General features: G+C 72.0%; 18 protein-coding genes. 8 read left to right on the top strand and 10 right to left on the bottom strand.

The window, feature by feature from the left end:
* Positions 1–162: 162 nt before the first annotated feature.
* The 4 genes from AB0G15_RS01700 to gabT form a co-directional block, all read right to left on the bottom strand.
* The gene (locus AB0G15_RS01700) at positions 163–1,416 is read right to left on the bottom strand and encodes a DUF6596 domain-containing protein (protein WP_362834459.1); all 1,254 of its coding nucleotides are present in this window, start codon (positions 1,414–1,416) and stop codon (positions 163–165) included.
* On the bottom strand, positions 1,413–1,766 hold the full coding sequence (locus AB0G15_RS01695) for a YciI family protein (protein WP_362834476.1): 354 nt from the start codon (positions 1,764–1,766) through the stop codon (positions 1,413–1,415). The genes AB0G15_RS01700 and AB0G15_RS01695 overlap by 4 nt, the downstream gene beginning before the upstream one ends.
* A 382-nt stretch (positions 1,767–2,148) precedes the next feature.
* A complete protein-coding gene (locus AB0G15_RS01690) occupies positions 2,149–2,391 on the bottom strand; it encodes a hypothetical protein (protein ID WP_362834458.1) in 243 nt (80 codons plus the stop codon).
* Between the two features lie 245 nt (positions 2,392–2,636).
* A complete protein-coding gene (gene gabT / locus AB0G15_RS01685; protein WP_362834457.1) occupies positions 2,637–3,989 on the bottom strand; it encodes a 4-aminobutyrate--2-oxoglutarate transaminase in 1,353 nt (450 codons plus the stop codon).
* A 91-nt stretch (positions 3,990–4,080) separates the two neighbouring features.
* Here gabT and AB0G15_RS01680 point away from each other — a divergent pair, with 91 nt between their 5' ends.
* Complete coding sequence (locus AB0G15_RS01680; RefSeq protein ID WP_362834456.1) at positions 4,081–5,559, top strand: PucR family transcriptional regulator; 1,479 nt, start codon at positions 4,081–4,083, stop codon at positions 5,557–5,559.
* Positions 5,560–5,628: 69 nt separating this feature from the next.
* Here the strand turns inward: AB0G15_RS01680 and AB0G15_RS01675 are convergent, their stop codons facing one another.
* Positions 5,629–6,264, bottom strand: coding sequence for a TetR/AcrR family transcriptional regulator (locus tag AB0G15_RS01675; RefSeq protein WP_362834455.1), 636 nt, complete (start codon positions 6,262–6,264; stop codon positions 5,629–5,631).
* Between the two features lie 211 nt (positions 6,265–6,475).
* Between AB0G15_RS01675 and AB0G15_RS01670 the strand changes: the two genes are divergently transcribed.
* Positions 6,476–7,903 carry an aldehyde dehydrogenase family protein gene (locus AB0G15_RS01670; RefSeq protein WP_362834454.1) on the top strand — a complete coding sequence of 476 codons (1,428 nt, stop codon included), beginning with the start codon at positions 6,476–6,478 and terminating at the stop codon, positions 7,901–7,903.
* Between the two features lie 78 nt (positions 7,904–7,981).
* On the opposite strand, the gene AB0G15_RS01665 is transcribed toward AB0G15_RS01670, so the two are convergent.
* On the bottom strand, positions 7,982–9,028 hold the full coding sequence (locus AB0G15_RS01665; RefSeq protein ID WP_362834453.1) for a hypothetical protein: 1,047 nt from the start codon (positions 9,026–9,028) through the stop codon (positions 7,982–7,984).
* A gap of 53 nt (positions 9,029–9,081) precedes the next feature.
* Entirely contained in the window at positions 9,082–10,203 is a 1,122-nt protein-coding gene (locus AB0G15_RS01660) for a peptidase (RefSeq protein WP_362834452.1), read from the bottom strand.
* A gap of 224 nt (positions 10,204–10,427) precedes the next feature.
* Here AB0G15_RS01660 and dxr point away from each other — a divergent pair, with 224 nt between their 5' ends.
* From dxr to AB0G15_RS01640, 4 genes are all read left to right on the top strand, one after another.
* On the top strand, positions 10,428–11,612 hold the full coding sequence (gene dxr / locus AB0G15_RS01655; RefSeq protein ID WP_362834451.1) for a 1-deoxy-D-xylulose-5-phosphate reductoisomerase: 1,185 nt from the start codon (positions 10,428–10,430) through the stop codon (positions 11,610–11,612).
* A 35-nt stretch (positions 11,613–11,647) separates the two neighbouring features.
* Positions 11,648–12,814, top strand: a complete 1,167-nt coding sequence (ispG, locus tag AB0G15_RS01650) for a flavodoxin-dependent (E)-4-hydroxy-3-methylbut-2-enyl-diphosphate synthase (RefSeq protein WP_362834450.1) — start codon at positions 11,648–11,650, stop codon at positions 12,812–12,814.
* A 430-nt stretch (positions 12,815–13,244) separates the two neighbouring features.
* Positions 13,245–14,852 carry an alpha/beta hydrolase gene (locus AB0G15_RS01645; RefSeq protein ID WP_362834449.1) on the top strand — a complete coding sequence of 536 codons (1,608 nt, stop codon included), beginning with the start codon at positions 13,245–13,247 and terminating at the stop codon, positions 14,850–14,852.
* Between the two features lie 60 nt (positions 14,853–14,912).
* The gene (locus AB0G15_RS01640; protein WP_362677973.1) at positions 14,913–15,755 is read left to right on the top strand and encodes a GNAT family N-acetyltransferase; all 843 of its coding nucleotides are present in this window, start codon (positions 14,913–14,915) and stop codon (positions 15,753–15,755) included.
* Positions 15,756–15,798: 43 nt separating this feature from the next.
* Here the strand turns inward: AB0G15_RS01640 and AB0G15_RS01635 are convergent, their stop codons facing one another.
* Together AB0G15_RS01635 and AB0G15_RS01630 are read right to left on the bottom strand one after the other, a co-directional pair.
* Complete coding sequence (locus AB0G15_RS01635) at positions 15,799–16,176, bottom strand: DUF3037 domain-containing protein (RefSeq protein ID WP_362834448.1); 378 nt, start codon at positions 16,174–16,176, stop codon at positions 15,799–15,801.
* Positions 16,173–16,991, bottom strand: coding sequence for a HipA family kinase (locus AB0G15_RS01630; protein WP_362834447.1), 819 nt, complete (start codon positions 16,989–16,991; stop codon positions 16,173–16,175). Before AB0G15_RS01630 ends, AB0G15_RS01635 begins: the two co-directional genes overlap by 4 nt.
* Before the next feature lie 401 nt (positions 16,992–17,392).
* Here AB0G15_RS01630 and AB0G15_RS01625 point away from each other — a divergent pair, with 401 nt between their 5' ends.
* Positions 17,393–19,462 carry a PASTA domain-containing protein gene (locus AB0G15_RS01625; RefSeq protein WP_362834446.1) on the top strand — a complete coding sequence of 690 codons (2,070 nt, stop codon included), beginning with the start codon at positions 17,393–17,395 and terminating at the stop codon, positions 19,460–19,462.
* A 44-nt stretch (positions 19,463–19,506) separates the two neighbouring features.
* Here the strand turns inward: AB0G15_RS01625 and AB0G15_RS01620 are convergent, their stop codons facing one another.
* Entirely contained in the window at positions 19,507–20,037 is a 531-nt protein-coding gene (locus AB0G15_RS01620; protein ID WP_362834445.1) for a TetR family transcriptional regulator, read from the bottom strand.
* Between the two features lie 125 nt (positions 20,038–20,162).
* Between AB0G15_RS01620 and AB0G15_RS01615 the strand changes: the two genes are divergently transcribed.
* A complete protein-coding gene (locus AB0G15_RS01615; protein WP_362834444.1) occupies positions 20,163–22,415 on the top strand; it encodes an MMPL family transporter in 2,253 nt (750 codons plus the stop codon).
* Positions 22,416–22,417 lie beyond the last annotated feature (2 nt).

Here is a 22,417-nt window from a genome sequence, read left to right as displayed (position 1 = left end):
CCTCTCGAAGGCTTACCTGACGCCCTCTCCGTCCCTCTCGAAGGCTTACCTGACGCCCTCTCCGTCCCTCTCGAAGGCTTACCTGACGCCCTCTCCGTCCCTCTCGAAGGCTTACCTGACGCCCTCTCCCTCCTGCTCGAAGGCTTACTTCGTAAAGGCCACCTAGGGGCCCGGCCGCGCCAGCCGGGCGGCCCTGCCTTCCAGATAGCGCTGCTCGGGAAGGCTGGTGGTGCGCCGCGCGGCCTCCCGGTAGCCGGCCCGGGCGGCCTCGTGGTCGCCGGCCGTCTCCAGCAGGTGGGCGCGCACCGCGTGCAAACGGTGGTGCCCGGCCATCCGGTCGTCGGCCTCCAGGGTCGTGAGCAGGGCGAGCCCGGCCTTCGGGCCCCGCACCATCGCGAGCGCGACGGCGTGGTTCAGCGTGACCATCGGGTTGGGGGCGAGGTGTTCGAGCAGCTGGTACAGCGCGAGGATCTGCGGCCAGTCCGTCTCCTCCGCGCGCACCGCCTCGGCGTGCACCGCGGCGATCGCGGCCTGGAGCTGGTACGGGCCGAGCGGGGCCCGCGCCAGCACGTCGGTGACGAGCGCCACCCCCTCGGCGATCGACGTCCCGCTCCACAGGCTCCGGTCCTGCTCGGCGAGCGGGATGAGCGCGCCACCGGGGCCGGTGCGTGCCGGCCGCCGGGCGTCGGTGAGCACCATGAGGGCGAGCAGCCCGGTCACCTCGCCGTCGTCGGGCAGCAGTCCGTGAACGGCGCGGGTGAGCCTGATCGCCTCGCCGGTCAGCTCGCGGCGCTGCAGGTCCGGACCCGAGGTGGCCGTGTAGCCCTCGTTGAAGATCAGGTAGAGCACGTGCAGGACCACCCGCAGCCGCTCGGCCCGTTCGTGTTCGGGAGGCGGCGCGAAGGGGATGGCCGTGCTCTTGATCCGCTGCTTGGCCCGGCTGATGCGCTGGGCCATGGTCGTCTCGGGGACGAGGAACGCGTGGGCGATCTGTGCGGTGGTCAGACCGCCGACGGCCCGCAGGGTGAGCGCGATCTGCGAGGCGGGGGTCAGGGCGGGGTGGCAGCACAGGAACAGCAGGGTCAGGGTGTCGTCCCGCTCGCCGGTGGGTTCGGCGTCGGCGGCGGGTGACAGGAACTCGTCGGCGGGCGCCCGCGCCGCGACCATGTTCTCCCTGCGGCTGCGCGCGTACTCGCTGCGCAGTTCGTCGGTCAGCCTGCGGGACGCGACCGTGATCAGCCAGCCTCGGGGGTTGTCCGGCAGGCCCTGCTCGGGCCACTGCAGGGCGGCGGCCAGCAGCGCCTCCTGCACCGCGTCCTCGCACGCGTCGAAGTGCCCGTAGCGCCGGACGAGCACGCCGAGGACCTGCGGCGCGAGCTCGCGCAGCAGGTCCTCGGCCTCGGTGGGAACGGTCACGCCTCGGTGCCTGCCCCGTCCATGATCGGCCGTACCTCCATCGCGCACAGCCGGGCGTCCGGCCAGCGCGCGGCGATCTCGGCCGCCCGCTCGGGGGTCTCGCAGTCGATCACGCAGTATCCGGCCAGGTGCTCCTTGGCCTCCAGGAACGGCCCGTCGGTGGTCGCGGGGACGCCGTCACGCACCCGCACGGTCCTGGTCTGCGACGGATCGGCGAGCGCCTCCCCGCCGACCCACTCCCCGGAGTCGGCGAGTTCCTTCATGAGGGCGTCGGCCTCGCCCATCAGGCCGTCGAGCTCCTCCTTGGAGAGGGTCTCCCAGATCGCGGTGTTGCTGTAGATCAGCAGCATGTACTTCACGGTCTCGCTCCTCGTGCTCGCGGCGCCCGGTGCGGGTGCCTCTCACAGGCAGGTCGGAGCGGGGGAGCCGGTCTCGACATCCGTCCGCGCGGGGGAGGGTTCTCGCCCTCCGCGGGGCGCGGGTGCCGTCCCCGGCCGTACGGCGGTTCGGACCCGGGCGTGCGGGCGCCCTCCGGTGCTCCACTGCTCTGCTGCTTCGATGTTTCGATGTGGAGAAACTACCGGAGCGGACCGGTTCGGACGGGCTGCCGGGTGGGTCGCTTCCTGCGGGCCGCCGGGTGAGCCGGTCTCGTGGCCGGCGCGGGGCCCGCAGGCCCGCACCGGCGGTCCGGGGAGGTTCGGGGTCCGGGGAAGGATCAGCGGTTCGGGAAGGTCAGAAGAAGGCCGCGCGCCGGGGAAGGGAGCGGGTGTCGTCCTGCTGCGGCAGCAGCGCGTCGGCGCACTCCGGGCAGGCGAAGAGGGCTGTGCCGTCGGGAAGGCGGCCGATCCTGATCCGCGGGCGGGGCCACTTCTTGTGGCAGGCCACGCAGGCGTCGCCCTCACGCTGGGTGCGGGTCAGCCCTTCCGGATCGAAGGTCATCGTGACGTGTGCCGTTCTGGGCGGCCCCCAGTTCATGCTAAATACCTCCAGCGTGGTGACCCCTTGTTTTCTCCCGTGGCTCGGCCGTGGGGAGGACGTCGACACGTTTCCTGTGTTGATCGCGCACTTTCTTATCGGAACCGTTATAACGCGGTCGCAGCCCGTGATCGCTGTGGCGGATGCCAAGCGGGGGTTAAATCACGGCCTACATGCGAGCCGTATAACGGCAAAAGGGACACTCGACATCAAGCCGGGTGCCCCTTTTGGTGCGTTCTAAACGATCAGACCTCGTTCACGGCCTTCTCCAGGATCGCGAGCCCCTCCTCCAGGAGGTGGTCGGGGATGACCATCGGCGGCAGGAAGCGCAGCACGTTGCCGTACGTGCCCGCGGTCAGCACGACCAGGCCCTCGGCGTGGCACCTTCTGGCGATCTCGCCCGCCGCCGTGGGGTGCGGCTCCTTGGTGCCGGGGACGACCAGCTCGATGGCGATCATGGCGCCCCGGCCGCGCACGTCGCCGATCACCGGGTTCCGCTCCGCCATGGCGCGCAGCCGGGGGAGCATGGTCTCGCCGATGCGGCGGGCCTTCCCGGTCAGGTCGTCGGCCTCGATGCTCTCCAGCACGCCCAGCGCCGCCTCGCAGGCGAGCGGGTTGCCGCCGTAGGTGCCGCCGAGGCCGCCTGCGTGGACCTTGTCGAGGATCTCGGCGCGGCCGGTGACGGCGGCCAGCGGCAGGCCCCCCGCGATGCCCTTGGCGGTGACGATGATGTCGGGCACGATGCCCTCGTCCTCGCAGGCGAACAGGTGGCCGGTACGGGAGAAGCCGGTCTGGACCTCGTCGGCGACGAAGACGATGCCGTTGGCGCGGCAGAACTCCAGGATCCTCGGCATGAAGCCCCTGGCGGGCTCGATGAAGCCGCCCTCGCCCGCGATCGGCTCGATCACCACGGCGGCGACGTTCTCAGCGCCGATCTCCTTGGTGATCTGGTCGATCGCCTGGGCCGCGGCCTCCTCGGCGCAGTTCTCCGGGCCGGTGGGCCAGCGGAACGGGTAGGCCAGCGGCACCCGGTAGACCTCGGGGGCGAACGGGCCGAAGCGGTGCTTGTACGGCATGTTCTTGGCCGTCAGCGTCATCGTCAGCAGGGTCCGGCCGTGGTAGCCGTGCTCGAAGACGACGACCGCCTGGCGGCCGGTGGCGTGCCGGGCGACCTTGACCGCGTTCTCCACGGCCTCGGCGCCGCTGTTGAGCAGGAAGGTGCGCTTCTCGTGGTCGCCGGGGGTGAGCTCGTTGAGCCTCTCGGCGACCCGCACGTACGACTCGTACGGCGTGACCATGAAGCAGGTGTGGGTGAAGTCCGCCACCTGCCTGCGCACCCGCTCGACGACGCGCGGGGCGGAGTTGCCGGCACCGGTCACCGCGATGCCGGAGCCGAAGTCGATCAGCGAGTTGCCGTCGGCGTCGACCACGACACCGCCCCCGGCGTGGGTCACGAAGACGGGCAGCGTGGTGCCGATGCCCGGGGGCACGGCGGCCTGCTTGCGCGCGAGCAGCTCGCGGGACCTCGGGCCGGGGATCTCGGTGACGAGGCGGCGCTCCTGCGGAAGCGAGGGGCCGCCCTCGGTGACGGTGCTCATGATGTGAAGCTATGTCGCGAATGCCGGTGTGCCGATGATGCACTATGGCAAAATTGCAGGGAGCAGAATAGACATAACGTATAAAACGGGGGTGGTGGTGGCGCCGACGCTGAGCACCGTCATGCGGCGGCTGCCGCTCGGGCTCGTCGTGCTCGCCGGGCGGGAGGCGCTCGACCGGCCGGTGCGCTGGGTGGCGGTCAGCGAGCTGGAGGACCCCACCCCGTTCCTGGAGGGCGGCGAGCTCGTCCTCACCACGGGCATGCGCCTGGACGCCGGCAACGCCGGTCCCTACGTCGAGCGCCTGGTCGCCAGGGGGGTCGCCGGGCTCGGGTTCGGCGTCGGGCTCGGGCACGAGACGATCCCCGAGGCGCTGGTCGAGGCCGCCGCGCGGGCCGGGCTGCCGCTGGTCGAGGTGCCGCGCGACACCCCGTTCGTCGCCATCGGCAAGACGGTCAGCGAGCTGATCGCCGCCGAGCAGTACGACGAGCTCAGCAACGCCTTCGCCGCCCAGGGCCGCCTCACCCGCGCCGCGCTGCGCCCCGAGGGCCCGCGCGCGGTGATCGACCGCCTGGCCCGCGAGCTGGGCGGCTGGGCGATCCTGCTCGACGAGGCGGGGACCGTACGGCACCTGGCGGGCAGGGGCGCGGCGGCGGCCGCCGGAGACCTCGGCCCCGAGTTGGAGCGGCTGAGGAGGATCACGAGCCAGGGCGCCCCCGCGAGCGTGGCGCTCTCCTCACCCGAGGAGCACGTCATCGTGCGGCCCCTCGGGGCCCGCCGCGTCAGGGGGTTCCTCGCCGTCGGCACCGGCCGGTCCTTCACCCCGGTCGCGCACACCGTGGTCAACGCCGCCGCGTCCCTGCTGACGCTCGCCGTCGAGCACGGCGGGGAGCACCTGGCCGCCGAGCACCGGGTCCGCTCCGCGGTGCTGCGGCTGCTGCTGGCCGGGCAGGCGGACGCCGGGCGCGAGACGCTGGAGCGGCTGGGGGAGCGGCTCGACGGCGGGCCGCTGGTGGTGATCGCCTGCGCCGGCGAGCCGGAGGCGCTGCTGGAGGCCGCCGGGAGCGAGTTCGCGGCGGCCGACGGCGACGCCGGCGGTGACAGGGTGGTCCTGCTGGTCCCGGCCTCGCGGGCCGGTGCCGTGGCCGCGGCGCTCGGCGAGCACGGCCTCGTCGGCGTCGGCGACCCGGTCGGTCTCGGCGACCTGCGCGCGGGGCTCGACCAGGCCGGCCGGGCGCTCGCCGCGGCCGGGCACGGCACCGCGCGGGTGGTGCGCTTCGCCGACCTGGCGGGCCAGGGACTGCTCTCCCTGCTCGACGCCGACGTGGCGGAGGCGTTCTCCTCGGCGCTGCTCGCCCCGCTCAGGGAGTCCGGCTCGCGCGCGGACCTGCTGGGGTCCCTGCGCGCCTACCTGGACTGCAACGGCCACTGGGACGCGGCGGCGCAGCGGCTCGGGGTGCACCGCCACACCCTGCGCTACCGCATGCGCCGGGTCGCGGAGCTGGTCGGCCGCGACCTCGAGGATCCCGCGGTCCGCGCCGAGCTCTGGGTCGCCCTGGCCGTCGCCAGATGACGGCCGCGCCCGGGGACCCGGGACGGGGCCGGGATGGAAGTGGCCGGAGCCCCCGTCCGGAGCGCGCCGTCAGGAGCGGTGGCGGTCGACGACCAGGTAGCGGGAGATGACGGCGTAGGTGACCGTGTCGTAGGTGTTGCCGTCGCGCAGGTGCCCGGCACGTTCCAGGCTGATCGCGCCCTGGGCGGCGGCCCACACGGCGTCGGCGATCTTCCTGGGCTGGGTGGGGACGATGTATCCGGCCGAGATGCAGTCGGCGATCACCCGGTCGACGATGTTCAGCGCCGCGCGGGCGAGGGTCCTGGCCCGCTCGCTCGGCACGAAGCCGGGGATCGCGCGCTCGAACATCAGGGCGTAGTAGCCGGGCTCGTCCAGCGCGGCCTCCCGGTAGGCGGGGCCCAGGGCGATGAGGTGCTCCAGCGCGTCCTTGCGCGAGGGGACGGCCTCCAGGCGGCGCCGGAAGCGCTCGAAGCCTTCCAGGTACAGGGCCTCGGCCAGGCCCTCCTTGCTGCCGAACATGGTGTAGATGACGGTCGTCGAGCATCCCGCCTCGGTGGCGATGCGGCGCATCGACAGGCTCTCCGGCCCGACGGTGACCAGCAACTGGCTGGCGACGTCGAGCAGCCTGGCGCGAAGCTGGTCCTGGGACGCCCGTTCACCGATCAGATAGGCACCCTGAAGGCCGCGCGGCGCCGAGGAGGTCATGCGCCCACGCCCTTCCACTCTCATCGTCCATCCGGTGACCTAGCCACGCCCGGGATCATTCAAACCGGCACCTGTAAGGAATATCCCCGAATACCCCTGTTTTCGTTACAGGGGGCGGGGAGCGGGTTTTATGCGGAACGGTGTGCCGCCACGGGGCTGTTGTGCGGAGTGGAGTAAGGCCGCCTCCGCGCCGGTGACATAGCGTCGGAGCATGGACGTGCGCCCCTTCTGGCTCGCCGGACGCCCCGCCACGGGCGAGGCCGAGCTCACCGTGACCAACCCGCATGACGGCCGCGTCGTCGCCGTCTGCTCCGTGCCGACCGACGGCCAGGTCGAGGAGGCCGTCGCCGCGGCGGCGGCCGTGAGCAAACGGGCGGCCGCGCTCCCGATCCACGTGCGGGCCGAGGCTCTCGCGCACGTCTCGCGCCGCCTGGCCGAGCGGGCCGACGAGATCGCCGCCCTGATCACCGCCGAGAACGGAAAGCCGATCTTCTGGGCCCGTGGCGAGGTCGCCCGCGCGGTCTCCACCTTCAGGTTCGCGGCCGAGGAGACCCGCCGCCTCGGCGGCGAGACCGTGCGCCTGGACACCGAGGCCGCCTCCGCCGGCCGCCTCGCCTACGTCTCGCGAGTCCCGTACGGCCCGATCCTGGGCATCAGCCCGTTCAACTTCCCGCTCAACCTGGTGGCGCACAAGGTGGCCCCCGCCATCGCCGTCGGGGCCCCGATCGTCCTCAAGCCCGCCCCGGCGACGCCGGTCTCCGCGCTGGTCCTGGGCGAGATCCTGGCCGAGACCGACCTGCCCGAGGGCATGTTCTCCGTGCTCCCGGTGTCCAACGACAGCGCCGGCGCGCTGGTCGAGGACCCGCGCCTGCCGGTGGTCTCCTTCACCGGCTCGGCCCCCGTGGGGTACGCGATCATCGACCGGGTCCCGCGCAAGCACGTGACCCTGGAACTGGGCGGCAACGCCGCCGCGGTCGTGCTCGCCGACGCCGACCTCGACTGGGCCGCCTCGCGGATCGCGCTGTTCTCCAACTACCAGGCCGGTCAGAGCTGCATCGCCGTCCAGCGCGTGATCGTCGAGGAGTCGGTCCACGACGACTTCGTGGCCCGGCTCGTCCCGGCCGTCGAGGCCCTGGTCACCGGCGACCCCGCCGACGAGAAGACGCAGGTCGGCCCGCTCGTGTCGGCCGACGCCGCCGAGCGCGTGGAACGGTGGGTCGGCGAGGCCGTCTCGGCGGGGGCCCGCCTGCTGACCGGCGGCACCCGCGACGGCGCCGCCTTCGCGCCGACCGTGCTCGCCGACGCACCGGCCGACGCCAAGGTCTCCCGCGAGGAGGTCTTCGGCCCCGTGATGGTCGTCCAGAAGGTGGCCGGGGTGGACGAGGCGTTCGCCGCGGTCAACGACTCCAGGTACGGGCTGCAGGCCGGGGTGTTCACCCGCAGCCTCGACAACGCCTTCAAGGCGAACCGGGAGCTCGAGGTCGGCGGTGTGATCATCGGTGACGTGCCGTCGTACCGTGCCGACCAGATGCCCTACGGAGGGGTGAAGGACTCGGGGGTCGGCCGCGAGGGTCTCCGCTCGGCCATCGCCGACTTCACCTACGAGAAGGTCATGGTGCTCACCGGCCTGACCCTTTAGAACCGGCCGCTTAGAACCGGCCGCGTCCCGAGCGCCGTCTCAGCGCCGGGATCACGACGCGCCGCCTCCGCGCCGGGGTCACGACGCGGAGGCCGTGGCGTAGAGGGTCTTGGCGGAGTCGCCGAAGTAGGGGCCGTACATGGTGTGGCGGTCGTCGCTGTACTTGAAACTGCTCACCGAGACGATCGTGCCCCGGCCGGTGGAGGCGTTGAAACCGCTCAGCCACGGACCCCCGCTGGATCCGGCGGTCATGTCGCAGCGCATGCCCTGGTCGCCGGTCTGCCCGTTCGGGTCCTCGCGCAGCGGGCCCGCGCAGTAGACCAGGTGCTCGCCGTCGTAGGGCGAGTCGGCGGGGAATCCGAAACCGCTGGCGAGGCGCCCCCTGGGGGCGCCGAAGGCGATGTCCTGGCCGCCGACGGCGTCGCCGAGGTGCTTGCCGCCGCTGGTGTTGACCGCCACCATGCCGATGTCGTGGCTGTCGTCGCCCTCGCGCGACCAGGGGCCCGCGACGAACATGCGGCGCGCGGTGTACTGCCCGTACGGGCGGCGGCCCTTGCTGTAGCCGGGGACGAAGGTCCAGTTGTCGGCCCAGGCGCCGGTGCCGTCCTTGACGCAGTGCCCGGCGGTCACCACCAGGTCCTTGTTGGCGCTCTTGACCGAGCTGGCCGAGCACACGAAGTCGCTGCCCTTGATGGTGAGGAACACCCGCCCCGTAGTGCGCCCCACCACCCCGCCGGAGGTCCAGCGGGCGCCCGCGGTGCGGGACGCGGCGCCGTGCGGGCTCCGGCGGGGGACCACCCCCTGCCCGGCGGCGGAGAGCCGCCCGAGCATCCCGGTGACCTTGGCGAGCCGGTCGACGGGGAGCGCCGAGGCCATCCGGCTGGGGGTCCAGTAACCGAGCACGCGCTCCCGCTCCGACGCGGTGGGAGCGGTCGCGTGCCCGACGACGTCCGGCATGCCGGACGCCGAGCCTGTTTTCTGGGCGAATGGTGTGACGAGGGTCTTCACGGCCCGCTGCCCGGACGCGGTGGCCGTCTGCCAGGTGGCCGTCGCGCCGGTCGTCGGGGCGCTCAGCAACCCGGCGACGAGCGGGGCGGCCGCAAGCAGGGGGAGGCTTGAGGTCATGAAACCCGAGTTTGCACTACGAGGGGTGTTCTTGTGATTACTTCTGGTGAATATCAGGGGGTGCCGGTGGTCTGGGCGGCCTCGTAGACGGCCTGCGCCTCCGTCCCGAAGTAGGGGCCGAACATCCAGCCGGTGGCGAAGGCGTACTTGAAGCTGTTCACCGAGTTGAGGGTGCCCAGGCCGGTGCTCTCGTTGAAGTCGAGGAACCAGGGCCCGCCGCTCGACCCGCCGGTCATGTTGCAGTTCAGCCCGATGTCGCGGGACATCAGGAAGTCGTCGAACGCCCGCCCGGCACAGTAGATCAGCCTGGAGCCGTTGTACGGCGCGGCCGCCGGGTAGCCGAAGGAGTGCATCTGCCGGCGGCGCGCCTGGTTGAAGGAGACGCCCTGGCCGCCGACCACGTCGGTCAGCGACCTGCCGTTCAGCGGGGCCACCACGGCCGAGGCCACGTCGTGGTTGACGTCCTCGCTGTTGTTCCACTGCGGGGTGGTGTAGAGGGTGGTCGCCACCCAGGTGCCGTGCGGCCGGTTGCCGTTCTCGTACCCCGGCACGAACACCCAGTTGCCGTGGAAGGCGCCGCCCATCCTCACGCAGTGCCCCGCCGTGATCACGGTGCTCTTGTTCTCGCTGGTCACCGCGTTCGCGGAGCAGGAGGCGTTGCGGCCCTGGTAGGTGAAGAACACGCGTCCGGCGGTCTTGACGATCGCCCCGCCGCGGGTCCACGCCGCGCCGGTGGAGGCCCGGACGGCCGCCGAACCCTTGGTGGCCGTGACGGCGTCGCCGTCGGGCTCGGTCGCGGGGACGGAGACGGGGTCGGCCGCGGCCTGGGCCGCGATCGCCCCGGCGGTGAGCCGGGCGCCGTCCTTCTCGGGGACGAGGGCGGCGAGCGGCCGGGCCGCCTCCATCTTCGCCTCGGTCCAGTAGCGCTGGACGGTCTGCTGCTCCTTCCTGGTGTCGGCCGCCTCCTTCTCGACCGGCTGGGGAACGGCCCGCGCCGAGGTCCGCGCCGAGGTGACGCCGCCCCCGCCCGCGCCCGCAGCGTTCGCAGCGCCCGCTGTGCCCGCTGTGGCACCCGTGCCGGCGTCCGCCGTGGCGCCGTGCGCGATCGTCGTGGAGAGCAGGGTGCTTCCCGCGATGGCGGTGAGAATAGGGACGAGCCGTGCCTTGCGCCGCATATGTACCTCCCGAGGGCCTGTTGCTGTTCCGGGAAGCTAGTGCGCCGTACGTACGCATTTCTCAGGCTTTACAACTATTGATATGACGAAATTCGGACTTAAATACTGACTTTTATCCCGTGTTTCATGTCTAACAGATTTTCGCCATGATCCAGTCTGATCATGAGTGGTACGGCCCGCCACGACCGATTCGACAGCGCGGCCCGAGCCGGGAGAATGGGGCGGTGCAGCCAGACACCGTCCGTTCCGTCATCCTGCTCGGCTCGACCGGGTCCATCGGGACCCAGTCCCTCGACGTCATCGCCCGCAACCCCGGCAGGTTCCGGGTGGCCGCGCTGGCCGCCTACGGCGGCCGGATCGACCTGCTCGCCAGACAGGCGGCCGAGTTCCGGCCCGACGTGGTCGCCGTCGCCGATCCCTCCGCCGTGCCGGAGCTGCGCGAGGCCCTGACCGCGTACGGGGCGGGCGCGCGCGTGCTGGCCGGGCCCGAGGGGGTGGCGGAGGCCGCCGCCCTGCCCGCCGACATCGTCCTCAACGGCATCACGGGGGCGCTGGGGCTGACCTCCACGCTGGCCGCGCTGGAGGCAGGCCGGGTGCTCGCGCTCGCCAACAAGGAGTCGCTGATCGTCGGCGGGCCGCTGGTGAAGCGCCTGGCCAAACCCGGCCAGCTGATCCCGGTCGACTCCGAGCACGCCGCGCTGGCCCAGTGCCTGTGGGCCGCCGGGCCCACCGGCCCCGACGCCTCCGCCGTGCGCCGCCTGGTCGTCACCGCGAGCGGCGGGCCCTTCCGCGGCAGGTCGCGCGCGGACCTCGCGGACGTCACCCCCGAGCAGGCCCTCGCCCACCCCACCTGGTCGATGGGGCCGGTCATCACGGTGAATTCCGCCACACTCGTCAACAAGGGCCTCGAGGTCATCGAGGCCCACCTGCTCTTCGACATCGGCTTCGACCGCATCGAGGTCGTCGTCCACCCGCAGTCGGTCATCCACTCGATGGTGGAGTTCGTCGACGGCTCGACCATCGCCCAGGCCAGCCCGCCGGACATGCGCCTGCCCATCGCGCTCGCCCTCGGCTGGCCCGAGCGGGTCGCCGACGCCTCCCCCGCGGTCGACTGGACCACCGCCCACACCTGGACGTTCGAGCCGCTCGACGACGAGGCCTTCCCCTCCGTCGCGCTGGCCCGCCACGTCGGCGCGGCCGGTGGCACGGCCCCGGCCGTCTACAACGCCGCCAACGAGGTCTGCGTCGAGGCCTTCATGGCCGGGCGGCTGCCGTTCCTCGGCATCGTCGACACCGTGGCGGCGGTGGTCTCCGAGCACACCGTGACCGAGGCCGGTTCGGTGGCCGAGGTCCTCGATGCCGACTCCTGGGCACGGATACGGGCACGCGAGCTCACCGGGACTGCCTAGACTGATGAGTGTCGTCGACACTTCAAGGGCTGAAAATGACTTCTGTTGCTCTCGGAATCCCGTCCGTAAGGACCAGGCCGATCGCCGAGCGACGCATATCCCGTCAAATCATGGTCGGCTCCGTCCCCGTGGGCGGGGACGCGCCGGTCTCCGTCCAGTCGATGACCACCACGGTCACCGCCGACGTCAACGCGACGCTCCAGCAGATCGCCGAGCTGACCGCCTCGGGCTGCCAGATCGTCAGGGTCGCCGTCCCCTCCCAGGACGACGCCGACGCGCTGCCGATCATCGCCAGGAAGTCGCAGATCCCGGTGATCGCCGACATCCACTTCCAGCCGAAGTACGTCTTCGCCGCGATCGAGGCGGGCTGCGCGGCGGTCCGGGTCAACCCCGGCAACATCAAGAAATTCGACGACAAGGTCGGTGAGATCGCGCGCGCGGCCGGCGAGCGCGGCGTGCCGATCCGGATCGGCGTCAACGCCGGCTCGCTCGACCCCCGCCTCCTGCAGAAGTACGGCAAGGCCACCCCCGAGGCGCTGGTGGAGTCGGCATTGTGGGAGTGCTCGCTGTTCGAGGAGCACGGCTTCCGCGACATCAAGATCTCCGTCAAGCACAACGACCCGGTCGTGATGGTCCAGGCCTACCGCCTGCTCGCCGCCCGGTGCGACTACCCGCTCCACCTCGGCGTCACCGAGGCGGGTCCGGCCTTCCAGGGCACGATCAAGTCCGCGGTCGCGTTCGGCGCCCTGCTCGCCGAGGGCATCGGCGACACCATCCGCGTGTCGCTGTCGGCTCCTCCGGTCGAGGAGGTCAAGGTCGGCAACCAGATCCTGGAGTCGCTCAACCTGCGCGAGCGCGGCCTGGAGATCGTCTCCTGCCCCTCCTGCGGGCGCGCCCAGGTCGACGTCTACACCCTGGCCGAGCAGGTCCAGGCGGGGCTCGAAGGGCTGAAGGTCCCGCTGCGCGTCGCGGTGATGGGGTGTGTCGTCAATGGCCCCGGCGAGGCCCGCGAGGCCGACCTCGGGGTCGCGAGCGGCAACGGCAAGGGCCAGATCTTCGTCAAGGGCGAGGTCATCAAGACCGTCCCCGAGTCGCAGATCGTGGAGACCCTGATCGAGGAGGCCCTGCGCCTCGCCGAGGAGATGGGCGTGGAGGTCGACCTCGACGACGACGCCCCCGGCCCCCAGGTCGTCGTCAGCTGACCGCTCGATCCTCTGATCCCTCCGGCCGGGCGGCCGGAGGGATTTCCGCCCGCCCCCGGTATCGCGCCGGGGTGCGGGCTGCTTCGTGTGGCGGCCTCCCCTCCGCCGGCTCCGTATCGGGGTGGACCGGCCCTTGCGTGAGGTTCCCGCGCGTGACCTGATACCAGGGCGGACCGGCTCTTCCGTGAGGTCCCCGCGTGTGACCTGATACCGGAGTGGACCGGCCCTTTCGTGAGGTTCCCACACGTGACCCGATACCGGGGCGGACGGGCTCTTCCGCGACATCCCGCTCGATGTCTACGCCCGACCTCGTGTCATTACACTTAGCAATCATCTGACTACACTTTGCCAGGCATCCGGCTGTGTTCCGGATGGTCGCGCCGCCCCCGGGAGACCATCGCCTCTGCCGTACGAGTAGGGGGATCACACAGTGAAGAAGAGGGTCGTCGGGATCGCCGCGAGCATCGCGATGCTGGCCGCGGCGGTGGGGGTGCCGCAGGGGGCGGTGGCCCAGGAGAGACAGGGGCTGGTCTGGGGGCCCTGCGAGGGGGCGACCCCGGTGACCGGGGCGGTGCCCGCTCCCGCCGGACGGGTGGACAACCCGATGGAGTGCGCCACCGTGAGGGTGCCGCTCGACTACGCCAACCCGCACCAGACCATCGGCATCGCCCTGAACCGGATCAGGGGGAAGGCCACCCACGACCGTCTCGGCGCGCTGCTGGTCAACCCGGGTGGTCCCGGGGCGTCGGGCCGGGACCTGGTCAGGGGCGTCGCGGCGGGTCTTCCCGAAGGACTGGCCGACCGGTTCGACGTGATCGGGTTCGACCCGCGCGGAGTGGGGGCGAGCGAGCCCGCGCTGAGGTGCGTCGACCCCAAGAAGTACTACGAGGCGCCCCGCCCCGACCAGGTGCCGGTCACCAGGCGCGACGAGAGCGTGCTGATCGCCCGGGCCCGCAAGTACGCCCAGGCGTGCGGCGAGCGGTGGAGCTGGATGCTGCCGCACATGACCACCGAGAACTCCGCCAGGGACATGGACGTGATCAGGGCGGCGCTCGGCGAGTCGAAGATCAGCTTCCTGGGTTACTCGTACGGGACCTACCTCGGCGCGGTCTACGCGACGCTCTTCCCCGACCGGCTCAAGCGGCTCGTCCTGGACAGCGTGGTCGATCCGCGCGGCATCTGGTACCGCTCGAACCTCGACCAGAGCATCGCCTTCCAGGACAGGCACGAGGACTTCCTGAAGTGGATCGCCCGCCACAACCCGGTCTACCGGCTCGGCGCCACCGAGAGGGCGGTCTCCTTCGCCTGGGACGCCATGCGGGACCGGCTGGGCGACCGCCCGGCCGGAGGGGTGGTCGGGCCGAGCGAGCTCGACGACGTCTACACCCTGGGCGGGTACTCCGACGCCGTCTGGCCGCAGCTGGCCAAGGCCTTCTCCGCCTACGTCAAGAAGGGCGAGGCGACGCCCCTGGTCAACACCTACCGCAAGCACGCGGTGAACGACGCCAAGGACGAGAACAGCTACGCGGTCTACCTCGCGGTGCAGTGCCGCGACGCCGCCTGGCCGCGCGACTGGGCGCGCTGGCGGGCCGACATGACCAAGGCCAACGCCAAGGCGCCCTTCCTCACCTGGCCCAACGCCTGGTACAACGCACCGTGCGCGTTCTGGCCGCAGCAGGCGGGCAGGCCCGTGCAGATCCGTGACGACGCCAAGCTGCCGCCGGTCCTGCTGATCCAGGGCGAGCGCGACGCCGCCACCCCGTACGCCGGTGCGGTGCGGATGCGCGCCCTGTTCCACCGCTCGCGGCTGCTGGCCGTGCCCGGCGGCAACCACGGGGTCGCGCTCAACGGGAACGCCTGCGTCGACCGGCGCCTGGCCGCCTACCTCAGGGAGGGCACCCTTCCCGGCGGTCGCCAGAGCTCCGGCACGCCGGACGCCCGGTGCCCGGGAATCCCCGCGCCCGTACCGGTGGTCGCCCCCGCGACCGTCCGCGTTCCCGCCGGGCACACGGCAGGACGAGGTGACCAAAGCAGGTAGATGAGAGGCTCTGTGTTGGTTCCTGCCAAATTCGAGGGGGTCGCGTAGGCTGAGCACGTGATGCTGCGCACAACGGCGTCGCGCGTGCTCGACGACAACGATCGAGACGAGGTCCTGGCGCTTCTCGACACCGACCCCGTCGGCAATGTCTTCGTCGCCTCCAGGGTCCGTTCGGTCGGGCTCAATCCGGCCAGGCTCGGTGGCCAGATGTGGGGGTTCGGGCCGCGCGGCGGCCTGACCTCCATCTGTTACGCCGGGGCGAACCTGGTTCCGGTCAACGCCGGTACGGACGCCGTCTACGCCTTCGCCGATCGCGCGCGCAAGCAGGGCCGCCGCTGTTCCTCGATCGTCGGCCCGGCGGACGCGGTGGAGGTGCTCTGGGAGCGGCTGGAGCCGTACTGGGGAGCCGCCCGCGCGATCCGCTGGGCACAGCCGGTCATGGTGACCGGTGAGCCGTCGCCCGTCCCCGCCGACCCGCTGGTGCGCCGCGTCCGGCCCGAGGAGTTCGACATCCTGCTTCCGGCCTGCGTGGCGATGTTCACCGAGGAGGTGGGCGTCTCCCCGGAGCTCGGGGACGGCGGCGCCCTCTACCGGTCCAGGGTCGCCGAGCTGATCAGGATCGGCAGGTCCTACGCCCGCATCGAGGGCGGCAAGGTCGTCTTCAAGGCAGAGATCGGTGCGGTGACGCCGCACGCCTGCCAGATCCAGGGCGTCTGGGTCCACCCCGACATGCGAGGGCGCGGCCACGCGGTGGCGGGGATGGCCGCGGTGATCAAGCACGCGCTCGACTACTTCGCCCCCGTGGTGTCGCTGTATGTCAACGACTACAACGCCCCCGCCAGGGCCGCCTACCGCAGGGCCGGTTTCGTCGAGGTCGGCACCTTCATGTCGGTGCTCTTCTGAGGTCTCTCCGCCAGGCCTGCCAGGCCTCCTGTGAGGCCCGGACTCAGGGGCTGCGGACCAGCCGGGTCACGAGGTGCTCCAGCTCCGTCTCCGGATCCGCGGTGAGGCCGGCGTGGACCGGGCCGGTCTGCACGATCGTGCTGCGCGGAGCGGTCAGCCAGCGGAAGCGGCTGCCCAGCGGTTCCCCGGTCAGGGGTCCCGAGTCACTGCCGCAGGAGCGCTGGTAGGCGCCGAGCGCGTGCCGTACCCCGTCGAGGTCCACCCCGGTGTCGAGGGCGCGCAGGCGCGCCTCGTCCAGCTCCACCCGGGCGCACAGGTAGCCGCGGGGCTGGCAGTACAGCAGCACGCCGGCGTTGATCAGCTCGCCGCGCTCCACGCGGGGGATGACCCGGATGACCGCGTACTCGTAGACGTCCTTCACCGGTTGTCCTTCCAGAACGCGCCCACCGAGCCGGTCTTCCTCTCCTGGTCCTGACGGGGCTCCTGACCCGAGGGCCGTGGCAGCCAGGTGCGCGGTCCCTGGGCGCGGGCCAGCAGGTGCTCGACGTACGCCTGCCGCACGGCCTGCGCCCCGTCGAACCCCGGCTCGTCCTCCAGCCACTCGTCGGGGACCTCGTCCACCACCCCGTCGAGCAGGTCTCTGGTGATCAGATCGCTGAACTCGGCGTCGGCCTCGGGCATCCGGGTGGCGAAGGGCGCCATCACGTGGTCGCTCGCGTCGAAGTCGCGCAACGGGTTGGCCGAGGGCCAGTTGTGGTGGAACCAGAGCGCCGCGCCGTGGTCGATCAGCCAGGTGTCGCCGTGCCACAGGAGCAGGTTCGGGTTGCGCCAGCTCCGGTCGACGTTGTGGATCAGCGCGTCGAACCAGAGCAGGCGGGAGGCGAACCCGGCCTCGGGGGGCCAGGCCAGCGGCTCGAAGCCCAGCGCGCCCGGCAGGAAGTCGACCGCCAGGTTGTTGCCCTCGCTGGCCTTGAGCAGGTCCTGGATCTCCTCGTCGGGCTCGCGGGCGCCGAGCTGCGGATCGACGTCGATCACCTTCAGCTCGGGCGTACGGAATCCCAGGCGCCGGGCCAGCCCGGCGGACACGATCTCCGCGACCAGGACCCGGCGACCCTGCCCGGCACCGCGGAACTTCACGACGTGGGTGCCGAGGTCGTCCGCCTCCATGATCCCGGGCAGTGAGCCGCCCTCGCGCAGCGGTGTCACGTAACGGGTGGCTTTGATCGCTTCAAGCACCTCGCCAGGCTACCGGGTCGGCTCGCGGTTCCCGCCCGGGCGGGGGTCCGTGCGGGGCGAGAGGCGGAGGGAGGAGAGGTCAGGGGGGACGGGGGAAAGGGCCGTGAGAAGGAGGACGGTTCGTGCGGGACGGGCGGCGAAGGGAAGGACGGGAAAAAAGAGAAAGGGGGGAAAGGAGGGAGAGGGGGGAAGGGGGAAAGAGCCGTGAGAAGGAGGGCGAGGAGAAAACGGCACGGTGGGCCGGAAGAAAAGGCGGCCGCGTATTCGGGGGATGTGTTATGCCTTGCCCTGGCCTGAGCATCACATGAGTGTCACGGTGAGGAAGACAAGACCTTCATTCCCGTTGACTGTCGGCGATGCTTCTTCTTGAGTGAGAAGGGTGGCGGCGAGGGGAGGCTCGCGTGCCGTATGCGCAGCCGCTCAAAACGGGGGATCCGGCGGGGCTCGGTGAGTACGAGATCATCGGGCGTCTCGGAGAGGGTGGGCAGGGGGTGGTCTACGTCGGGGTGCGCCCCGACACCGGCTCCGAGCCCTACGCGGTCAAGCTTCTGCACGGTTCGGTGGGGGAGGACCCCGAGGTCTTCCTGCGCGAGGTGGAGCTGGCGAAGCAGGTGGCCCGGTTCTGCACGGCCCAGGTGATCGACGCCGGGCTGGACGGCGACCGCCCCTACATCGTCAGCGAGTACGTCGACGGCCCGTCGCTCCACCGCGAGGTCGCGGTCAGCGGGCCCCGCGAGGGAGGCAGGCTGGAGCGCCTGGCCATCGGCACGGCCACCGCGCTGGCGGCCATCCACCGGGCAGGGATCGTGCACCGCGACTTCAAGCCGCAGAACGTGCTGCTCGGTCCCGACGGGCCGAGGGTCATCGACTTCGGGCTGGCCAGGGCACTGGACGCCGCGGCCACCCAGAGCGGGCGCGGCGCGGGCACCCCCGCCTACATGGCGCCCGAGCAGGTGGAGGGCGCCGAGATCAACCCGGCGGCCGACGTCTTCGCCTGGGGTGCCACGATGTGCTTCGCCGCCAACGCCCACGCGCCCTTCGGGCAGGACTCGATCGCGGCCGTCCTGAACCGGATCCTCACCGCGGCCCCGCAGCTGGGCCGTCTCGACGGGCTGCTCGGCGCGCTGGTGGTCGACTGCCTGGACAAGAATCCCCGCAACCGCCCCACCAGCAGGGAGCTGCTGCTCGCGCTGCTCGGCGACGACGGGGGCCGGTCGGTGATCGAGTCCCGCTCCTCGCCGGTGCCGGGATTCCCGCCCGCGCCCGGCGGGCCTGACGTCTCCGGCCCTGCGGTCTTTTCCGGCCCTTCGGCTCTCTCCGCTCAGCCCGGTGCCACGGGCCTTTCCGGCCGGTGGGGCACGACGGGGACCGGCCGGCGGGCCGGGCTCGGCGGGACCGGTGAACCGGGCGGCGCGTCCTCGGCGGGCGCGAGGCCCGGCGGGCGCGCGTTCCCCGCCGGAGGCGAGGACTTCGACGAGCCCAGGACCCACCCCGGGCAGGCGGCCACCAGGGCCTCGGTCGCGGTCTCCGGCGCGCTGCTCATCAGCGCCGCCGTGCTGGTGGGAGTCCTGGTCCCGGCGCTGAGCGGCGTCGCGCCGGGCGGCGCGCCCGTCCCGCCGGTCGTCCCGGCGGTGGAGTCCACCCCCCAGGACGACACCACGTCGCACGAGGGCAGGGCGAGCGCTCCGATCAAACCGCTCCCGGCCCCGCCGACGGTCCCGGCCAAGCCCCCGCGCGCGGAGGGCGTCAAATCCTCCCCCCTGCCGCCCCCCGTCGCCACGGTGGTCGTGCCCGCGCTCGTCGGGCTGGATCGTTCCGAGGCGGCGCGCCTGATCAAACGGGCCGGGCTGGTCACCGGGGCCGTCAAGGCGGTCAACTCCGGCCGGCCGCTCGGTGAGGTGCTCGCGAGCAGCCCGGCGCCGGGGACCGCGCTGCCGAAGAGGGGCAGGGTCGACCTGCAGGTCTCCGGCGGCACCCAGGTGCCCACGCTGGTCGGCCTCGCCAGGAGAGCCGCCCAGGCGGCGCTGGCCCAGGCGGGGCTGGTCGTCGGCGGGGTCGGCACGCGCTGCTCGGACCAGCCGGCCGGGCGGGTGCTCGCCAGCACCCCCGGCGCGGGCAGGCGTGTCTCCCCGGGGAGCGCGGTGGAACTCGTCGTCTCCAGGCACGGCGTCCCGGTGCCGCCGGTCGCCGGCCAGAGCACGACCGACGCCTCCAACACCCTCGCCGGGGCGGGGTTCGCCGTACGGACGCGGGCGCGGCTGGTCACCGGCGCGGGCCAGGACGGAGTGGTGCTGGCGCAGAGCATGGCGCCCGGCACCTGCGCCAGGCCCGGTGCGACGATCGTGATCACTATCGGTGTCGGGGGCCAGAGCGGACCCGGACCCGGACCGGGGCCGGGGGAGAGCACCGAGCCTCCCGATCCCACGGTCCCGCCGGCGCCCGTTCCCGGGGAGGCCGCCCCTTCCGGGTGAGGCGTCCGGGATGACGAGACGCCGATAGCCCGGGAAGGGATGCTTCAGAGGGAGGCCAGCACCATGGCCAGGAGGGTCTTCCTGACCTCTTCCTCGGGAAGATCGATCGTCTTGACCACCGACTGGAGCGAGCCGAGGACGGCCCAGGCCCAGATCCGGCGGGCGGGGTCCGGGTCGGGCCCGGCCAGGCGGCGGTAGATCGCGTCGCGGAAGGCGCGGATGGCCTCGCCGGGGGAGCCGGGGGGCGCGTCGTCGGCGCCGCTGATGTCCTCCATGATCAGCCGGATGATCGCCCGGTGCCTGACCGTGAAGGTCACCAGGGCCTCGGCGAAGGCGCGGTCGTCGGCGAAGTCGTCTTCGATCAGGGCCACGATGTCCTGGCCGGCGGGGGCGATGAGCTCCGTGGCCAGGCGGTCCTTGGGATGGAAGTGGTAGGCGACGGCCGTCTTCGTCAGGCCGACGGCGGAGGCGATGTCGGCGAGCGAGGTCGCCGCGTAGCCGCGTTCGGCGAACAGCTGGCGGGCGGCGTCGAGGATCCGCTCACGCGTGTCGTGCCCGTGCTCGAGTGTGGTCATCGTCTCAGTCCCACGTCACCTAGAGCATTTCCGGATTTGTCCCCCTACTCTTTTACCGTAGGTTCTGTACGAGCGTACAGTACGGCTTTTCAGGACGTTTGACACTCAAAGCGGGGCGGTCACCGATGTCTGGTTTGCTGGGGCGGCTGGGAAGCTGGTGCGCGAGGCACGGCAAGGCCGTCCTGGCCCTGTGGGTGGTCGCGGCGGCGCTGCTGACGGCGGGATCGGTGTTCTTCCCCGGCCCGGTCAGCAACGACGTCAGCATTCCCGGCACCGACGCACAGCGGGCCGTCGACCTGATGAAGGACGGCTTCGGTCCCGGGTACGGGGTGGGGAGCTCGGCCCAGATCGTTCTCTACTCGCCCGACGGCCCCCTCATCTCCGAGGACAGGAAGCGCGCGGTGGAGCGCGCCGTGGACCGGATCCGCGACGTGCCGCACGTGAAGGAGGTGAAGTCCCCCTACCAGGTCGGCGGTCTCGCACCCAGCCTGGAGATCGGCATCATCGCGATCAAGCTGGAGGGGAACGACACCGCCAAGCTGGCCGAGACCACCAAGCTCCTCTCCGCGGCGGCCGAACCCGCACGGGCGGCGGGCATCGAGGCGGTCCCCGCGTCCTCGGGCAGCCCGGCGGACAAGGAGATCAAGACCGGGACCAGCGAGATCATCGGTGTGGTCTGCGCGCTGCTGGTGCTGCTGCTCGCGTTCGGCACCCTGGTCGCCGCGATGATCCCGATCTTCACCGCGTTGATCAGCATCGCGACCGGGCTCGGCGTGGTGAGCCTGCTCGGCCACATCGTGGACGTGCCCAAGCAGGCGTCGATCATGGCGACGATGATCGGCCTCGGCGTCGGCATCGACTACGCGCTCTTCCTGCTCAGCAGGCACCGCAAGCTGCTCGCCGACGGCCTGCCGGTCCCCGAGGCGGTCCGCCGGACGGCCGCCGGCTCCGGCGGCGCGGTGGTGTTCGCCGGCGGCACCGTGATCATCGCGCTCAGCGCGCTCATGCTCGCCGGCTTCCCCCTGCTGCAGACGCTCGGCTGGATCACCGGCATCTCGGTCGTCTGCGCGGTGGTCACCTCGGTCACGCTGGTCCCCGCGCTGCTCGGCCTGCTCGGCCACCGGGTCAACGCGCTGCGCCTGCCGTTCACGGGGCGGCGGGGCAGCCACGGCTCCTCCGGCTGGGCCTCGCTGGGCAACTGGGTGGCCCGGCGGCCGTGGAGCGTGCTCGCGCTCAGCGTCGCCCTCCTGGGCGCGCTGGCCGCGCCCGCGCTCGCCCTCAAGCTGGGTACGCTCGACAACGGCTACGCCGACCGCGGCACCGACACGCGGCGCTCGTACGAGCTCCTGCAGGCCGGGTTCGGGCCCGGCATGAACGGCCCGCTCGTCGTGGTGGCGGACCTGGACACCAGGGTCGTCGACCGGGAGCCGGCCCCGGCCGTCCTGGGCAACCTGAAGGAGCGCGTCGCGGACGTCGAGGGAGTGGTCCACGTCGGCGACCCGGTCCTCAACAGGGGCGGTACGGCGGCGCTGGTGCAGGCGATCCCCGCCTACGCCCCCGGCGACCCCCGGGCGCTCGAGGTGGTCAAGGCGGTGCGCGCGCTCGACGTCGAGGGAGCCCAGGTGCACGTGGGCGGGCAGGTCGCCGGCATGGCCGACGCCGGTGACAGGATCTCCGGACGCACGCCCCTGGTCGTCGGCGTCGTGGTCCTGCTGAGCGCGCTGCTGCTGCTCCTGGCGTTCCGCTCGCCGGTCGTCGCGATCAAGGCCGCGCTGATGAACCTGGTCTCCCTCGGTGCCGCGTTCGGCGCGCTCTCGCTGGTCTTCTCCCTGGGACTGGGCAGCCGCCTGGTCGGCATGGACACGCCGGTCAGCGCGGACGGCTCCTATCTGAGCACGGTGTTCTTCACGGTGCCGATCGACAGTTACATCCCGCTGATGCTGTTCGCGATCCTGTTCGGCCTGTCGATGGACTACGAGGTCTTCCTGCTCACCGCCGTGCGGCAGGCGTACATGAAGCACGGCGACAACCGCAGGGCGGTGGCCGAGGGGCTGGGGTCGACCGGCAGGGTCATCACCTCCGCCGCCCTGATCATGGTCGCGGTCTTCGTCGCGTTCGTCGCCTACCCCGACCCCATGGTCAAGATCTTCGGTGTCGGCCTGGCGGTGGCCATCGCGGTGGACGCCACGATCATCCGGGGCCTGTTGGTCCCGGCGACCATGGCCCTGCTCGGCAGGGCCAACTGGTGGTGCCCCGCCTGGCTGGACCGCATCCTGCCCGACCTCTCCGTCGAGGGCCACGAGGAGGACGAGGAGAGGAAGGGGCCGGAGAGGCCGGAGGGGCCGCGCAGGGAACTCGTCGGCGCCGGCCGCGGCTGACG

This window comes from Streptosporangium sp. NPDC023825 (assembly GCF_040639575.1).
Classification (GTDB): Bacteria; Actinomycetota; Actinomycetes; order Streptosporangiales; family Streptosporangiaceae; genus Streptosporangium.
The sequence above is the reverse complement of the archived record's forward strand: the minus strand, read 5'-3'. Positions and strand labels throughout refer to the sequence as shown.

Coding starts and splice junctions, on each gene's coding strand:
- AB0G15_RS01695 (WP_362834476.1), bottom strand. CDS start 1,766: ATGCTGCTGATCTACAGCAACACCGCGATCTGGGAGACCCTCTCCAAG.
- AB0G15_RS01690 (WP_362834458.1), bottom strand. CDS start 2,391: ATGAACTGGGGGCCGCCCAGAACGGCACACGTCACGATGACCTTCGAT.
- gabT (WP_362834457.1), bottom strand. CDS start 3,989: ATGAGCACCGTCACCGAGGGCGGCCCCTCGCTTCCGCAGGAGCGCCGC.
- AB0G15_RS01675 (WP_362834455.1), bottom strand. CDS start 6,264: ATGACCTCCTCGGCGCCGCGCGGCCTTCAGGGTGCCTATCTGATCGGT.
- AB0G15_RS01670 (WP_362834454.1), top strand. CDS start 6,476: ATGGACGTGCGCCCCTTCTGGCTCGCCGGACGCCCCGCCACGGGCGAG.
- AB0G15_RS01665 (WP_362834453.1), bottom strand. CDS start 9,028: ATGACCTCAAGCCTCCCCCTGCTTGCGGCCGCCCCGCTCGTCGCCGGG.
- AB0G15_RS01660 (WP_362834452.1), bottom strand. CDS start 10,203: ATGCGGCGCAAGGCACGGCTCGTCCCTATTCTCACCGCCATCGCGGGA.
- ispG (WP_362834450.1), top strand. CDS start 11,648: ATGACTTCTGTTGCTCTCGGAATCCCGTCCGTAAGGACCAGGCCGATC.
- AB0G15_RS01640 (WP_362677973.1), top strand. CDS start 14,913: ATGCTGCGCACAACGGCGTCGCGCGTGCTCGACGACAACGATCGAGAC.
- AB0G15_RS01620 (WP_362834445.1), bottom strand. CDS start 20,037: ATGACCACACTCGAGCACGGGCACGACACGCGTGAGCGGATCCTCGAC.
- AB0G15_RS01615 (WP_362834444.1), top strand. CDS start 20,163: ATGTCTGGTTTGCTGGGGCGGCTGGGAAGCTGGTGCGCGAGGCACGGC.